This window comes from Oleiagrimonas sp. MCCC 1A03011, assembly GCF_003267965.1.
In the GTDB taxonomy this organism is placed as follows: domain Bacteria; phylum Pseudomonadota; class Gammaproteobacteria; order Xanthomonadales; family Rhodanobacteraceae; genus Oleiagrimonas; species Oleiagrimonas citrea.
Genome location: NZ_MSPY01000009.1, coordinates 1 through 15808, shown reverse-complemented (window position 1 = coordinate 15808; position 15808 = coordinate 1). Strand labels below are relative to the sequence as shown.

The following is a 15808-nucleotide window of genomic DNA, read 5'->3' as shown; positions in this document are numbered from 1 at the left end:
TCGTCCATCACAGCATCGGAATGTTTCGCTCGCAAGTCACGGCGCGGAAGGCGGCCGCCCGCGAGCGGTCCGCGCGGAACAAACGATCGTTTCACCGCGTATGCGCTTTGGTTATGATCGATACATGGTGCGTTCCGGGGGGAGCGCATCGCTATCCGACGTCGGTGGCCACGGTCCGCCGGCGGCGCGTTTCCATCTTGGGGAGGACATTCGATGAGGCATTCGCATTCCGGCGCGCAGGCGTCACGGATGGTGCGTCGCGCGCTGGCAGTGGCGGTGGGACTGGCGCTGCTGGTGCCAACGGGCGCTGCCTTGGCGGGCCACGCGCCGGCGCCGCAGGCCACGGACAACGGCCCGGCTTCGGCCGCGTCTGCCTCGGAGGCGCCGCAGGCGGTGAACCTGCACAGCATCACCGTCACCGCGCAGAAGCGCGAGCAGCAGGTCACCGACGTGCCGATCGCGATGTCGGCGTACTCGGGCACGTTCCTCAAGGACATGAACATCCAGAACGCGCAGGATCTCAGCGACTACGTGCCCGGCTTCAACGCCGAGCTGCAGAGTCCGAACACGCCTGGCTACCAGATCCGCGGCCTGACCTCGGACGACACCGCCGCGACGCAGACCTCGCGCGTGTCGATCTTCCAGGACGGCGTCGACATCAGCCGCCTGCAGGGCTCCAACGTGGCGATGTTCGACATGCAGCGCATCGAGGTGCTGCGCGGTCCGCAGGGCACGCTGTTCGGCCGCGGCGCGGAGAGCGGCGCGATCTCGCTGATCGAGAACAAGCCGGTCGACGCGACCCGGGCCGGTTACGATCTGAGCATCGGCAACTACCAGGCGATGCGGTTCAGCGGCTTCGCCAACGTGCCGCTGAGCGACCGGGTCTACGGTCGCCTGGCGGTCTACAGCGCCTCGCACGAAGGCTATTACGAGAACCTCAGCGGTGGCCGGTTGAACGGTCAGAACACCATCGCGGTGCGGCCGAGTCTGCTGTTCAAAGTGGGCGACGACAGCAGCATCACGCTGATCGGCAACGTCCAGCGCGATACGCCGCCCGGCACCGATTTCCACAGCCGCCTGATCCCGAACCGTTACGGTTCGACCGACGTGTGGGGTCCGGCCGATCTCAACCGCGGCAAGCAGCTGGGCATCGACCGCCGGCTCGGTGGCCTGACCATGCTCGGCGACTTCCGCCTCAACGACGATTGGCGCCTGACCAGCATCACCGGCTACCGCCACGTGGATTCGGCCGAGAAGCTGGACGCCGACGGTTCGCCGTTCAATCTGGTCGAGATCAACACGCACGTGCGCTCGCACCAGTTCAGCCAGGAATTCCGCTTCAACTACGACGCCGGCGGGGCGCTGACCGCGTTCGGCGGCCTGAGCTACTTCCAGGACGACGCGCTGGAACACGTCACTATCCACTTCGACGAGAGCCAGTTCTTCCCGTATGTCATCGTCAACGGCCTGTCGCGCTTCTTCCCGTCCGGCTACGTGCCGGGCGCGCTGCTGGGGCAGCCGACGGACCTGCCGGTGCCCTACGTGCAGCAGTTGCTGAACCAGCAGCTGGCGGCGTATCCGTCGATCAACCCGGTGGCTTCGCTGCTGTACAGCATGCCGGTGCCGTTCAACACCGACATGAGCGAGGGCTATGCCGACAGCAGCAACACACGCGCGCTGGATGCGTTCGCTGATGGCACCTGGCACGTCACCGACCGCTTCGACCTGACCGCCGGCGTGCGCGTCTCGCGCGAGCGCATTCGCTCCGGCTACCAGGTCTACAACACGCCGGTGCCGGGCACGCTGGGCTTCCTCGGCCTCAACAACGGCTTCATGCCGGTGACGCCGAACGATCTGTTCGCGCCCACCAACGGCAAGAAGACCGGCCAGGGCACCTTCACCAGCGTGGTCGGGCGACTGGTCGGTGCGTGGCGGGTCAGCGATCACGTCAATGCCTACGCCAGCGTCGCGCGCGGCCGCAAGCCGAACGTGATCCAGGTCAGCGCCGACGGTAGCGAGACCCTGCCGCCGGAGATTCTGCTCAGCGCCGAAGTCGGCGTGAAGGGCGATGCGGCGAACGGGCGCTTCCTCTACGACGTGGCGTTGTACCGCTACCGCTACAGCGACTTCCAGAGCACGATCTACCAGGACGCGCGCTACATCGTGCGCAATGCCGGGCGGGCCAACGCGCACGGTCTGGAGATGTCGCTGCAGGGCAAGCTCAGCGACCACGCCAGCCTGCTGTTCAACTACAACTACATCCACGCGCGCTTCGCCAACACCGACAAGAACGGCAATCCGCAGCAGTGGGCCGGCAACCGGTTGCGCCTGACACCGGACAACTCGGCCTCGCTGGCCCTGCTGTGGGACATCCCGATGGACGGCGGTCGTGGGTTCTACGTGCGTCCGAGCTACAACTGGAAGTCGGCGGTCTACTTCGAGGACGACAACAATCCCGATTACTACCAGAAGGCCTACGGTCTGCTGAACCTGCGTCTGGGCATGACCTTCGATCACGGTGCCTGGGACGTGGGCGTATGGGGTCGCAACCTGACCGGCGAGAAATATCTGCTCGACGCCGGCAACACCGGCGCGACGTTCGGGCTGCCGACGTACATTCCGGGTGCGCCGCGGACGTACGGCATCAGCCTGTCCGGCCGCTTCTGAGCCGGTGATGGCGCGAGGACGATGGCTGATCGTGCCGGCGGTCGCCGCGGCGATCGTCGGCGCACTGCTGGGCGAGCGCGGCCTGTGGCTGTACCAGGCCGCCAAGCCGCTGGCCACGTTGCTGATCCTGGTCGGCGCGTGGTCGGTGTCGACGGCGCTGTCGTCGTGCTACCGCACAGCGATCGTCGTCGGGTTGGCGTGGTGTCTGCTTGGCGACATCTGCCTGCTGCCGCCCTGGAACGCTTTCCTGCCCGGACTGGGTTGTTTCCTGATCGCGCATCTGACGTTCCTGGTCGCCTTCGCGCAGGGCGTGCGGCGGCCGGCATGGTGGCCGGCGACGCTGCTCTGTCTGGCGCTCGGCGCGACGGTCGTCGCCGCGTTGTGGCCGGATCTGCCTTCGACGCTGCGCGCGCCGGTGTCGGCCTACGTTGCCGTGATCGGCGTCATGGCGGGGCAGGCGATCGGGCGGGCGTGGCGCTGGCGTGGGCAGGGTGCGAAGGCTCGCGGTGCGCGCTTCGCCGCCGCTGGTGCGGCGCTGTTCCTGCTCAGCGATACACTGTTGGCATGGGATCGCTTTCACGCCCCGTTGCCGCTGGCGTCGTTGTGGATTCTCGGCACCTACTACGCCGCTATCGCCTGCATCGCGCATTCGGTGCGTCTGCCGTCCGTTGCGTCGGCGGACATGCGCGGCGTGGAGGGCTGACATGAATACCGCCGCCGTCATCATGCTGTATGCGATTCCCGGCTTCTTCCTGCTGATGGCGGTCGAAGTGGCCGTGGCCGCCTGGCGCGGACACAAACGCTATCGCCTCAACGATGCCATCAACAGCATCGGGTTGGGCATCCTCTCGCAGCTGACCGGCGTGTTCACCAAGACGCTGACCATCGGCATCTACGCCTGGTGCGCGACGCGCCTGGCGTTGTTCGAGCTGCCCGCTGACAGCGTATGGGTGTGGGCCGGTGCATTGCTGGGCTACGACTTCTGCTACTACTGGCTGCACCGCATGGGGCATGAGGTCAACGTGCTGTGGGCCGCGCACGTGGTGCATCATCAAAGCGAGTGCTACAACCTCAGCACCGCGCTGCGTCAGACCAGCAGCGGTGCGCTGTTCGGTTGGCTGTTCTATCTGCCGCTGGCGGTACTGGGCGTGCCGGTGGAAGTGTTCGCCGTGGTGGCGCTGATCGATCTGCTGTACCAGTACTGGATTCACACCGAGGAGATCGGCCGGCTGGGCTGGTTCGACTACGTGTTCGCCTCGCCGTCGAATCATCGCGTGCATCACGCCGTCAACGACCGCTACGTGGACCGTAATTACGGCGGCATCCTGATTCTGTGGGACCGTCTGTTCGGCACTTTCCAGCCGGAGCGGGCCGACGATCCGCCGCAGTACGGCACGCGTTCACCGCTGCGCAGCTGGAATCCGCTGTGGGCCAACGCCGAGGTGTACTGGGCGACGTGGCTCGATGCCGTGCATGCGCGCCGTTGGCGCGACCGGCTGCAGGTCTGGCTGCGCCGGCCGGGTTGGCGACCGGCCGATGTCGCGGCGCGGTATCCGAAGCCGGCGTTCGCGCTGGGACGGCCGATCTACGATCCACCGATGTCCGCGGCGTTGAAGGTCTACGGTGCGCTGCAATTCCTGTTGTTGCTGGGCATGGCGCTGCAGTTCCTGATGACGCAGGCGCAGCTGAGCACACCGACGCTGCTGGCATATTTTGCCTACATGGCGTTGTCGTTGATGTTGCTGGGCGGGGTGCTGGAAGGGCGCGCCTGGGCGCGTGGTCTGGAAGGCGCGCGGCTGGTGGGCAGTGCGGTGCTGGCGTTGATATCGGCCAGCTGGTTCGGTGCGTCGCTGCCCGCTTGGGCGCGCGGCGGCGTGCTGGTTTTGGCCGGGGTCAGCGTCTGCTTGCTCTGGTGGGTGCATCGTGGCCGAAGCACCTCGTCCCTATCGGCGGTGTAGACGGCCGTTCGCAGCTTTTTCGGCGGTTTTTCTGGACGTTAGACGACTGGTTTCTGGTTCTTCCGCTCAGCAAGCGGAATTTCTTTCTGGTATGTTTGTGCACTGTTGTGCAACAAAAGCGGCCTGAAAGACATGTTGGGTCGCGTTGCGTGAACAATGGGTGTGCAACCCTCTTCGGATCGAGTGCGGTGCCGGCTCGGTCCGAGTCATGTAGCGGTGCCGCGACGCGCAGTGTCGGGCACGGCGAGGGCACATTTGCGCACTGGGGAATGCGCCGAGGGCGCGACAAGGCACCGTGGTTCCGCGTGGCGTGAGGCCGAAGGCCCGCTACATCACATTCCGTATCCACATCCATCTCACTCCAAGGGGTAATGCATGGGATTCTGGTCCAAACTGATCCGACGCAAATCTGTCGAACAGTTGCAATCCGACGCCGGTGCCAGCACCGATTTCCGCCGCACCATGGGCGTGTGGCAGCTGACCGCCATCGGCATCGGCGCCATCGTCGGCGTGGGTGTATTCGTGCTGGCGCCGCACGAGGCCGCGCTCAATGCCGGTCCGGCCGTGGTCATCAGCTTCCTGGTGGCTGGCATCGGCAGCGCCTGCGCGGCGCTGTCCTACGCCGAATTCGCCGGCATGATTCCGGTCACGGGCAGTGCCTACACCTACGGCTACGCCGTGCTGGGCGAGTTGCCCGCCTGGATCATCGGCTGGGACCTGCTGGTCGAGTACGCGCTGATCGTGGGCGTGGTCGCGGCGGGTACGTCGAACTACTTCCAGTCACTGATCGCCGACCTGACCGGTCTGCATCTGCCGATCTGGCTGCAGGGTGCCTACGATCCGGCGCATCCGGACAGCGGCCGGGTGGTGAACATCATCGCCGTGGCCGTGGCGCTGGGCATGGCCTGGATCCAGATCATGCGTACCGAGATCGGTGCGCGCCTGAACACCATTGTGGTGACCATGAAGGTGATCGGCGTGGCCATCGTCATTGTCGCCGGCGCCTTCTACGTGCACACCTCGAACTGGACTCCGTTCATTCCGCCGGAAGTGCATGACGCGGCGGCCAGCGGCGGTTCCCGCTACGGCTGGAACGGCGTGCTGGCGGCGGCCAGCATCGTGTTCTTCGCGGTATTCGGCTATGACACCCTGACCACGGCCGCCGAGGAAGCCAAGAATCCGCAACGCGATCTGCCGCTGGCGGTGGTCGCCTCGCTGGGTATCTCGATGCTGATGTATCTGGCCATCTCGCTGGTGCTGACCGGCATGGTGCCGTACAACGGCTGCGTCGATCCGAGCCAGGCCGCCGGCCACTGCAGCGAGATGATCCTGGCCAGCCAGGCGCCGGTGAGTGCGGTGTTCGCGGCGCGTGACCTGCACTGGATCAGCGCCATCATCGACATCGCCGCGGTCTGCGGCATCGCCAGCGTGGTGTTCGCCTTCATGCTGGGCGCAGCGCGCATCTGGTTCGCGCTGTCGCGTGACGGTCTGCTGCCGGGCTGGTTCGCCAAGAGCCATCCGAAGTACGGCACGCCGTATCGTCCGACCATGGTGCTGGGCGTCTTCACCGCGCTGGCGGCCGGCTTCCTGCCGATCCGCGAGCTGGCCGAGCTGGTCAACATCGGCACGTTGTCGGCGTTCATTCTGATCTGTTCCTCGGTGTTGATCCTGCGTGTTCGCCGGCCCGATCTGGAGCGGCGCTTCCGTACGCCCGCGCTTTGGCTGCTGGCACCGCTGGGCGTGGTCTTCTCGCTGTTCCTGATCATCGGCTGGCCGTGGTTCGAAAACGGCGAGTACCACCCGATCGGCGGTCTGGACATCGTCACGATCTGGCGTTTCGTGATCTGGATGGCGATCGGCCTGGTGATTTACCTGGCCTACGGCATGCGTCACAGCAAGGTCGAAGAGCAGAACCAGGGCAAGTAAGTCCCGGGAAACTGCGTGTTTCGCGCCCGCTGTCGCTTCGTGCGGCAGCGGGCGTTTTCGTTTGGGTCCGCCGTTTTCGGGCCTCCGGATTCGCCGGCTGCATGACCTTTGGCATGCGGGGCCGGCCGCGTGTGTGATCTAGGATGGTGGAATCGCCCATCGCCTGCGCACGTCGCGCGAGGGCACGTTTCGCAGTTTCCGTCCGGCAGCGCGGTTCACGCGTCTGCATGGCTGTCTTCCTGGAGTCCGTATGTCATCCGTATCGTTCCGTCCGCTTCTTGCCGCGCTGGCCGTTTCGGCCGCGCTGCTCGCGGCGCCGGTCCTTCGTGCCGAGTCGCCCGTTGCTGCACCGTTGCATCACAAGCATCCCAGCGATCATCCCTACCCGGGCGGCACGCTGCGCGTGCACGTGGACATGACCCGCGCGCCGGAGCGCATCTTCGACGTGCGTGAGACGATCCCGGTCGCGAAGGCCGGGGACTTCACCCTGTACTACCCGAAGTGGATTCCGGGCGAGCATGCACCCACGGGGCCGATCAACAACATCGCCGGTCTCATCATCAAGGCCAACGGCAAGCAGCTGCACTGGCGCCGCGATCTGGCCGACATGTACACCCTGCATCTGAAGGTGCCCGAGGGCGCGAAAGCACTGGATCTCAGTTTCCAGTTCCTGTCGCCGGGCGACGGCGGCCTGTTCGGCGCGGGTCCTTCGACCAGCAACGAGCTGGCGGACATCGAATTCAACCAGGTGGCGTTCTACCCGGCCGGCTACTATTCGCGGCAGGTGATGATCCAGCCCACCGTGGAGCTACCGACGGGCTGGAAGTTCGCCAGTGCGCTGCGGGTGGACCATCGGTCCGGCAACGAGGTGGCGTTCAAGCCGGTCAGCTTCAACAACTTCGTCGATTCGCCGCTGATCGCCGGCAAGTATTTCACCCGCGTGGACCTGGCGCCGGGCGCGAAGGTGCCGGTGCACCTGAACATCGTCGGCGACACGGCCGACAGTGTGAAGATCAGCAAGAAGCAGATCGACGATCACCGCAATCTGGTCACGCAGATCCTGGCGTTGTTCGGCAGCCATCACTACGACCACTACAACTTCCTGCTGACGCTGTCCGACCATGTCGATCATTTCGGGCTGGAGCATCACCAGTCCAGCGACGACCGTCTGCCGAGCAACTACCTGACCAGCAAAGCGATGTACCTGCGTGTGGCGACCCTGATGCCGCACGAGTGGGTGCATTCGTGGAACGGCAAGTTCCGTCGTCCGTACGATCTGTGGACGCCGAACTTCAACATGGTCAAGCGTGACGACCTGCTGTGGGTGTACGAGGGGCTGACCGACTACTGGGCCGGTGTGCTGACCACGCGTTCGGGTCTGTGGACGACGCAGCAGTACCACGACTCGATCGCCGGCATCGCAGCGGCGATGGCGCACCGTACCGGTCGCACGTGGCGCTCGCTGCAGGACACGGCCGATGCCGCGCCGCTGACCTACGCCGGCGCCAGCGGCTGGAGCAACTGGCGTCGTCGCACCGACTTCTATCCGGAAGGTCAGCTGCTGTGGCTGGATGTGGACACCAAGATCCGCGAGCTCAGCCACGGTCGCAAGTCGCTGGATAACTTCGCGCATCTGTTCTACGGCATGGACAACGGCAGCTACGTGACGCGCACCTACACCTATCAGGATGTCCTCGACACGCTGAACAAGGTGCAGCCGTACGATTGGAACACCTTCCTGCGCAAGCGCCTGGACTACACCGGCGATCAGCTGCCCGAGACGGGTCTTGCCCGTGGTGGCTGGAAGCTGGTCTACACCGACCAGCCGTCGGGGCTGGAGAAGGCCACGGCCGCGGTCAGCCATGGCGTGAACCTGGCGTATTCGGCCGGCTTCTCGGTCTCCAGCAGCGGCCATGTCTACGATGTGCAGTGGAACGGGCCGGCCTACAAGGCAGGACTGGTGCCGGGCATGACCGTGGTCGCCGTCGACGGCAAGGATTTCGACACCGATGCCCTCAAGCACGCCGTGACCGCCGCCAAGTCCGACAAGGCGCCGATCAAGCTGCTGGTCAAGAACATCGACCAGTACCGCACGATCGCCATCGATTACCACGGCGGCCTGCGCTACGCGCATCTGCAGCGCATCAAGGGCACGCCGGATCGGCTCGACAAGATCCTGAAGGCGCGCAAGTAACCCTTTCCCCGCCGCCCGCGCCATGCATCCGGCGCGGGCGACCCACGACGATTCACAGGAGGCTCTCTCGTGAAAATCCGTTTCATCGCCGCCGCCGTGCTGGCGGCCACCGTCGGTCTGACCGGTCTGCCCGCGCACGCCAGCGCCGGCCCGCAGCCGACGCCGAATGAATTCACCATTCCGGCACCGCGCGACATCGCCTATCCGGGCACGATCCAGCTGCACGTGGACGCGACCGACCTGGCGCACCGCATCTTCAATGTCAGCGAGACGATTCCGGTCAGCTCCGGCCCGTTCACACTGCTGTACCCGGCCTGGATTCCCGGCAACCACTCGCCGACCGGCCCCATCGACAAGTTCGCCGGTCTGGTCATCAAGGCCAACGGCAAGGTGCTGGAGTGGACCCGTGACCCGGCCAACGTCTACGCGTTCCACGTCGACGTGCCGCAGGGCGTGTCCTCGCTGGACGTGCAGTTCAAGTACCTGTCGCCGCAGAACCGCAGGCAGGGCCGCGTGGTGATGACGCCGGAGATGCTGAACCTGCAGTGGAACACGGTGGCGCTGTACCCGGCCGGTTACTTCAACCGCGACATCACCGTGAAGGCCGGCGTCACGCTGCCCGAGGGCTTCAAGTTCGCCACCGCGCTGGAAACCGCCAGCCAGTCGGGCAACAAGATCGAGTTCAAGCCGATCGACTTCGAGAACCTGGTCGATTCGCCGATGTTCGCCGGCAAGTACTACAAGCGCTTCGATCTGAACCCGGGCGGCAAGGTGCCGGTGCACCTGAACGTGTTCGCCGACCAGCCGAAGGATCTGGACGCGAGCAAGGAAGCCATCCAGAAGCACCGTAATCTGGTGGTGCAGATGAAGCGCCAGTACGGCAGCTTCCACTTCAACCACTACGACTTCCTGCTCGCGCTGAGCAAGAAGATGAGCGGTATCGGCCTGGAGCACCACCGTTCCAGCGAGAACGGCACTTCGACCAACTATTTCACCGAGTGGAAGCAGAGCTGGGCGCGCCGTGATCTGCTGGCGCACGAGTTCAACCATTCGTGGGACGGCAAATACCGTCGTCCGGCACGTCTGTGGACGCCGAACTTCAACGTGCCCAAGCGCGATCATGGTCTGTGGGTCTACGAGGGCTTCACCCAGTACAGCGGCTACGTGATGGCCGCGCGCTCGGGTCTGTGGGACAAGAAGCAGGCCATGCAGATGCTGGCCTTCGTCGGCGGGCGTTACGATCGCGGGCGGCCGGGCATGAAGTGGCGCAACATTCTCGACACCACCAACGATCCGACCATCGCGCAGCGCGCGCCGCTGCCGTACCGCAGCTACCAGATGAGCGAGGACTACTACTCCGGCGGTCAGCTGATCTGGATGGCGGTGGACGCGAAGATCCGCGATCTGACCCGCAACAAGCGCAACCTCAACAACTTCGCGCGGGACTTCTTTGGCGTCGACCCGGGTGCATGGGACATCAATACCTACACCTTCGACGACATAGTCAGCGCGCTGAACAAGGTCGCGCCGTACGACTGGAAGTCCTTCCTCAACAAGCGTCTGACCGGTCACGTGAACCTGTCCAAGGCCTTCGAGGCCGAGGGCTGGAAGCTCGTCTACACCCACGAGGAAAGCGCTGCGGTGAAGGCACTGGAAAGCCATTACCACATGGCTGACCTGACCTACTCGCTGGGCATCGCCGTCAACAACAAGGGCGAGATGCGCGACGTGTTGTGGGACAGCCCGGCGTTCAAGGTGGGCCTGTCGCCGGCCATGACCATCGTCGCGGTCGACGGCAAGGACTTCAGCACTGAAGGACTGAAGAACGCCGTCAAGCAGGCGGCCGACAGCAAGGCGCCGATCAAGCTCCTGGTGAAGAACTTCAACGAGTACAAGACCGTCGAAATCAACTATCACGGCGGCCTGCAGTACCCGAGTCTGGAGCGCATCAAGGGTCGTCCGGATTACCTGTCTCAGGTGCTGACACCACTCAAGCGCACACTGAAGGCGGTCAAGTAAAGCGATTGCGTCGCACGCCTTTGCGCATGGACGAAGACCCTCGCCGTTACCGGCGAGGGTCTTTTTTTTTTGCGTCCGGTCAGCCGATGCGCGTGAAGGTCGACGGGTAGATCGCGGTGGCCATCCAGTCCGGCGTCTGCGCGTCGGCGTTCTGCTGCAACAGATAGGTGGTGGCGATCTGGTCCTGGCCGTCCTTGTGCTGCAGCAGCCCGGTGAAGCCCGACACCCAGTGCCAGGACGGGTCCGGTTTGCCTTCCAGGCTGCGCCAGCTGACCGCGAACGAGATGGCCACGCTGTCGCCGTCCGGATGCGGGTCGGCGACGCCAACCACCGGATAATCGCCGCTGGCGCCGGTGCTCGACGTGTAGCGGCCACGGAAGCAGCCGTCGGCGTCGAGTGGGCCGATCTCCAGCGTTGAACCGAAACCGTTTCTCCACAGGCCGGTGACGCGCGAAGACGTGTGCCGGCGGGGCGTGGCCAGCGCCACGATGCACGGTCCGGCATCCGACGGCTGATACCAGAAAATGCTGTAGACCCAGTCCAGGAACACCGAGCCGACCACGAGCATTTCGTCCGGCAGGCCTTCCAGCACATGCACGCCGGCTTCCCAGCGGTGCGCGCCGAGGCGCTGGAAATACTGCGGCGGCGTCAGGGTGTAGACAACCCCGTTGAGTTTGACTTCGATGTCCGGATAGGCGGCCAGCGCGGTCGCGTCATGCACCGTCAGCGGGCGCTTGCCGCCGTCGGTGATGGCGTTCTGGAAGCGCGCGATCACGGCTGCGCCCCCCTTGAAGCGCGACGAGCCGGTGTCCAGCACCAGCGCGCTGTCCTCGGCCACCACGCCGCTGCCGCAGCGCAGCGCTTGCATCGGCACGTTCCACAGGTAGGCGAGATCGCCTTCCAGTGGCTGCACCGGCAGAACGTTGAGGCTGCCCGGATCGAAACGATGCAGGTCGATCGCGCCCATCGTGCACTGTCCGCGACCGTGCAGCGGATCGACGTCGAACGTCGCGATGGCATGGTCGATGAGTCCCTGGCGGGTGAGCTGTTCAAGCAGGGCGCTCGGCTGTGCCGAGGGCACGGCCGGGATCGCCAGGCCGCCATCGCTGTCCAGCATGGCGAACTGCACGCCGTTGTAGTCGGTGGCCAGGTAGAAGCTGATCGGCTCGTCGAGCGGCGTAGTGCGGACCTGACCGCCGACGTCGCGCTGCAGATGGCAGACGTCGTAGCCCAGCTCGACCTGCATCGTGCCCCAGGGGCCGAAGTCGACGGACTTGGGCGGATCGCCGCTGGCGCGAAAGGTGCTTGAGGCCGCGCTGTCGAAGGCGCGGTGTGCGCGGCAGGCATGCGTGGTGCAGGCGCTCGACGTCACCCAGGTGTTCAGGGTGCCAGTGTCGAGCATGAAGCGCAGCGGCTGCGCGGGGTTGCCCAGGCCGAGCGTGCAGGTCCAGGGCGTGGCGCCGTTGTCCGTGATGGCTCCGCGCCGAAGCGGAAAGCGGACGCGCGGCGTGTCCGGTCTGGCGATGACGCCGGCGTCGAGCGCGGTGATGAAGGCGTGTGCGGCGTCCATGCCGTGGCGGGTCATGAGGGCTCCCGGGTCTCGTGGGGCGCGGTGTGCTGCGGCGGTGGCGGAAATGGCAGCGCATTGCAGATCTGGTTGCGGCCGCATTCCTTGGCGCGATACATGGCACGGTCGGCCGCTTCGGCCAGTTGCTCCGCGGTGGCCACATGTTCGGGCACCGCCGCCACGCCGATGCTCAGGGTGATCCCGACCGCTTCGCCGCTCGGCAGCTTCAGAGGCATGGACTGCATGGCTTGCTGCAGCGTCTCGGCGATGCGGGTGGCCGCTACCGCGTCCATGCCCGGGAGCACCATGACGATCTCGTCGCCACCGAAGCGTGCGGCCAGGTCGTTGGTGCGCAGGTGGTCGCGGATCATGCGGCTGACCTGGCGCAGCACTTCATCGCCGGCGAGATGGCCATGCACGTCGTTGATCTGCTTGAAGTCGTCGATGTCGATCCACAGCAGGGAAAGCGGCTTGCGTTCGTGCTCGGCACGTTCGACGGCTTCCTGCAGGGCCATTTCCAGCTCGCGGCGATTGCGCAGGCCGGTCAGCGGGTCCTGCACCGCCAGCTGTTCCAGTTGCCGTTCCATGCGCTTGCGGTCGGTGATGTTGACGATGATGCCTTCCAGGTGCGGGCCGTCTTCGGCCTGCACGGCGCGGCCCTGCTCCCAGACCCATCGATGCTGGCCGTTGCGATGCCGGATGCGGTATTCGAGGGCGAACGCCTGATTTTCGCGCAGCGCATGATGGGTCTCGTGCTGCACGCGTTCACGATCCTCCGGGTGCACCAGCGAGGCGTAGGACATGCTGCGGTTCTCGACCAGATCGTCGGCCGCGTAGCCGGTCAGTCCGAGACAGCCGCTGGACACGAAGCGCAGCGTCCATTCGGTGTTGCAGCGCCGACGGTAGACCATGCCAGGCACGTTCGCCATCAGGATCGCCAGCTGACGGTCGCGGGCGCGCAGCATCTGCTGCATCTGCTTGTGCTCGGTGACGTCGCGGCCGATGGCGATGGAGCCGAGTTCTTTCTTCTGGTCGAAGAACCGGCGAGAACTCCAGTCGATGATCTTCTGCTGCCCGTCGCGACAGCGGATGCGGGTTTCCAGGTTCTCCACCTCGACACCCTTGGCCAGGATCTCGTTGACTTTGGCGACCACGCTCTGCCGGTAATCGCTGTCGGGGTAGAGGTGCTCCCAGATGTCGCTGCGGCCGACGACCTCGTCGCGGCTGTACCCGCTGATCTGCTCGGCCGCCTTGTTCCACAGCATTACCTTGGCCGAGGAGTCGAGCACGTTGATCCAGATGCTGGCGTTGTCGATCACGCTCTCGCGGAACTGGTTGAGCATGTGTACGTCGCTGCGCTGCTCCGCGTAGCGCTGCAGCAGGCCCGCGTCCTGGCGGAACAGGCGATAGAGCAAGCCGAACAGCAAGGCACCCGTGGCCAGTGCGAAGAACCAGCCTTTCCATGTCTGTACCTGCATCAGCAACGCGTGGTCGGTGATCCAGCCGTGAAGCAGGGCATCGGAACCTGCGATCAAGATCGCACTGAGCACTACATAGGTAATCGCGAACCTTGCGGCTCGCTGCAAGGGCGGGCGCGGCATCCGCGAACCGTCCGTCCGTGTCGTCTTCGATCCTTCCACTGACATTGCATCCGTGGCGACGGTATCCCCTTCCGTCGAAGAACGATTGTAGACCCAGGTCGATGCCGGGCGCCACGTCGCATCCAGGATCACCCAAAACCGCACAGTGGCGCCGTTTCGCGAAGGCCCCGCACCGGGGGCGTAGGCGCAGCCGCACGCCTCGGCTACAATGCGCGCCTACGCGCTCGTAGCTCAGCTGGATAGAGTACTGCCCTCCGAAGGCAGGGGTCGTGGGTTCGAATCCCGCCGAGCGCGCCACATTCCTTTCCGAGAAAGTCCAAAGAAGTCCAGGGAAGACGCTGAAATCCAGTATACAAACGCTTCTTCTGTCCAAGGCTGTCCAGGGCTGTTCAGTTGCATCCAGCATCGATGTGAGTAAAGTGGTGAGTACGGGGCAGCAATGCCTCGGTGTTTACTCACAGGGCCGTTACTCACATGCTGTCGGATGCCAAAGTACGCGCGATGAAGCCGCGCGAAAAAGTCTATCGGGTCGCCGATGCCAATGGTTTGTGCGTCGAGGTGCGCCCGACCGGCGCGAAGCTTTGGCGCTACCGCTATCGGCACGCCGGCAAACCCAGCATGCTGGGTCTGGGTGAGTACCCCCTCATGTCACTGGCCGAAGCAAGGGCCGAGCGCGACAAGGCGCGCGCCCTGGTGAAAGCCGGGACCAATCCAGCACATGTTGCGAAAGCTGAACGTGCCGCCCTGCAGGAGCGAGCAGAAGTCACTTTTGCAGCCGTAGCCTTGGAGTTCGTCGCCAAGCGCGAACGAGAAGGCATGGGTGCGGGCAGTGTCGCGCGCGCGCGCCGTTTGGTCGAAAAGGACCTTGCCAGCATCGGCTGCCTGCCAGTGGCGGACGTAACCGCGCCGCTGCTGCTTTCGGCCCTGAGGAAGATGGAGGCGCGAGGCGTCGTGTCGTCGGCTCACCGGGCAAGAGGATTGGCAGGACAGGTCTTTCGGTACGCCATCGCTACCGGACGCGCTGAGCGTAATCCAGCCGCCGATCTCATCGGTGCTCTCGAACACCGCCAGCCCAGGCACTTCCCCAGCATCATCCTCCCTTCCAAGATCGGCGAGTTGCTTCGTACGATCTATAGCTATCAGGGATCCCCTGTAACTATCGCTGCTCTCAAGCTAGCTCCCCTGGTCTTTGTGCGACCAGGGGAGCTACGGCATGCAGAGTGGTCAGAAATCGACCTGAATGGAGCGGTTTGGGATATCCCGGCAGAGAAGATGAAGATGAAGCAGCCGCACGTTGTGCCCCTGTCCAGGCAAGCCGTTTCCATCCTGCGTGATCTTCATTCCCTGACTGGCCGCGGGAGATATGTGTTCCCTGGCGTACGCAGCATTCGTCGCCCAATGAGCGAGAACACTATCAATGCCGCACTGCGTTACATGGGATACGACAGTGACACCATGACAGGCCATGGTTTTCGGGCAATGGCCAGAACCGTGCTCGATGAAGAGCTTGGCTTCCCGGTTGATTACATCGAACACCAGTTGGCTCACGCGGTTCGGGATGTCAACGGTAGGGCCTACAACCGGACGACGCATTTACCTGCACGTCGGAAAATGATGCAAGCATGGTCGGAATATCTGGATAACCTACGGCTTGCTAAGGGTGAAGCTCCGCAACGGCTTTCAAGCGTTGGGTAGAGCCGAGTCCACCAGTAATCGAAAAGAGTCGGTAAATTGCTGTTTTATTGGGATAGATTTGGTTTGTCGTCGAGATGTGACTCACAATCTGACTCACTTTCTGTGAGGCGAGTTCATCCGACACCTGAGCAGCTTTAGCGTACTACGCATTTATACAGCATTGGACCAGTGTTCGAGCAGT

9 protein-coding genes and 1 tRNA gene are annotated in these 15808 nt (G+C 64.5%); 8 read left to right on the top strand and 2 right to left on the bottom strand.

Annotation, left to right across the window (positions count from 1 at the left end; all coding sequences use genetic code 11):
• Window positions 1-213 precede the first annotated feature (213 nt).
• The 6 genes from BTJ49_RS14080 to BTJ49_RS14055 all read left to right on the top strand — a co-directional run bounded on the left by BTJ49_RS14080 (window position 214) and on the right by BTJ49_RS14055 (window position 10764).
• Complete coding sequence (locus BTJ49_RS14080) at window positions 214-2667, top strand: TonB-dependent receptor (protein WP_146742350.1); 2454 nt, start codon at window positions 214-216, stop codon at window positions 2665-2667.
• A gap of 7 nt (window positions 2668-2674) precedes the next feature.
• Entirely contained in the window at window positions 2675-3370 is a 696-nt protein-coding gene (locus BTJ49_RS14075) for a lysoplasmalogenase (protein WP_113066061.1), read from the top strand.
• 1 nt (window position 3371) lies between these two features.
• The gene (locus BTJ49_RS14070; RefSeq protein WP_113066060.1) at window positions 3372-4625 is read left to right on the top strand and encodes a sterol desaturase family protein; all 1254 of its coding nucleotides are present in this window, start codon (window positions 3372-3374) and stop codon (window positions 4623-4625) included.
• Window positions 4626-5000: 375 nt separating this feature from the next.
• Entirely contained in the window at window positions 5001-6551 is a 1551-nt protein-coding gene (locus tag BTJ49_RS14065; protein WP_113066059.1) for an amino acid permease, read from the top strand.
• Between the two features lie 250 nt (window positions 6552-6801).
• The gene (locus BTJ49_RS14060) at window positions 6802-8745 is read left to right on the top strand and encodes a M61 family metallopeptidase (RefSeq protein ID WP_113066058.1); all 1944 of its coding nucleotides are present in this window, start codon (window positions 6802-6804) and stop codon (window positions 8743-8745) included.
• A gap of 126 nt (window positions 8746-8871) precedes the next feature.
• Window positions 8872-10764: a M61 family peptidase gene (locus BTJ49_RS14055; protein WP_240601849.1), complete on the top strand. Its 1893-nt coding sequence runs from the start codon at window positions 8872-8874 to the stop codon at window positions 10762-10764.
• Between the two features lie 79 nt (window positions 10765-10843).
• On the opposite strand, the gene BTJ49_RS14050 is transcribed toward BTJ49_RS14055, so the two are convergent.
• Both BTJ49_RS14050 and BTJ49_RS14045 read right to left on the bottom strand, forming a co-directional pair.
• Window positions 10844-12349 (bottom strand): avidin/streptavidin family protein, encoded by a 1506-nt coding sequence (locus BTJ49_RS14050; RefSeq protein ID WP_168184759.1) that lies wholly within the window; start codon window positions 12347-12349, stop codon window positions 10844-10846.
• Window positions 12346-13866: a diguanylate cyclase gene (locus BTJ49_RS14045; RefSeq protein WP_168184758.1), complete on the bottom strand. Its 1521-nt coding sequence runs from the start codon at window positions 13864-13866 to the stop codon at window positions 12346-12348. Before BTJ49_RS14045 ends, BTJ49_RS14050 begins: the two co-directional genes overlap by 4 nt.
• 286 nt (window positions 13867-14152) lie before the next feature.
• Between BTJ49_RS14045 and BTJ49_RS14040 the strand changes: the two genes are divergently transcribed.
• Window positions 14153-14229 (top strand) — tRNA-Arg (locus BTJ49_RS14040).
• Between the two features lie 177 nt (window positions 14230-14406).
• Window positions 14407-15627, top strand: coding sequence for an integrase arm-type DNA-binding domain-containing protein (locus tag BTJ49_RS14035; protein ID WP_113066054.1), 1221 nt, complete (start codon window positions 14407-14409; stop codon window positions 15625-15627).
• The last annotated feature ends 181 nt before the right edge of the window (window positions 15628-15808 follow it).

Coding starts and splice junctions, on each gene's coding strand:
- BTJ49_RS14080 (WP_146742350.1), top strand. CDS start 214: ATGAGGCATTCGCATTCCGGCGCGCAGGCGTCACGGATGGTGCGTCGC.
- BTJ49_RS14075 (WP_113066061.1), top strand. CDS start 2,675: ATGGCGCGAGGACGATGGCTGATCGTGCCGGCGGTCGCCGCGGCGATC.
- BTJ49_RS14070 (WP_113066060.1), top strand. CDS start 3,372: ATGAATACCGCCGCCGTCATCATGCTGTATGCGATTCCCGGCTTCTTC.
- BTJ49_RS14065 (WP_113066059.1), top strand. CDS start 5,001: ATGGGATTCTGGTCCAAACTGATCCGACGCAAATCTGTCGAACAGTTG.
- BTJ49_RS14060 (WP_113066058.1), top strand. CDS start 6,802: ATGTCATCCGTATCGTTCCGTCCGCTTCTTGCCGCGCTGGCCGTTTCG.
- BTJ49_RS14050 (WP_168184759.1), bottom strand. CDS start 12,349: ATGACCCGCCACGGCATGGACGCCGCACACGCCTTCATCACCGCGCTC.
- BTJ49_RS14035 (WP_113066054.1), top strand. CDS start 14,407: ATGCTGTCGGATGCCAAAGTACGCGCGATGAAGCCGCGCGAAAAAGTC.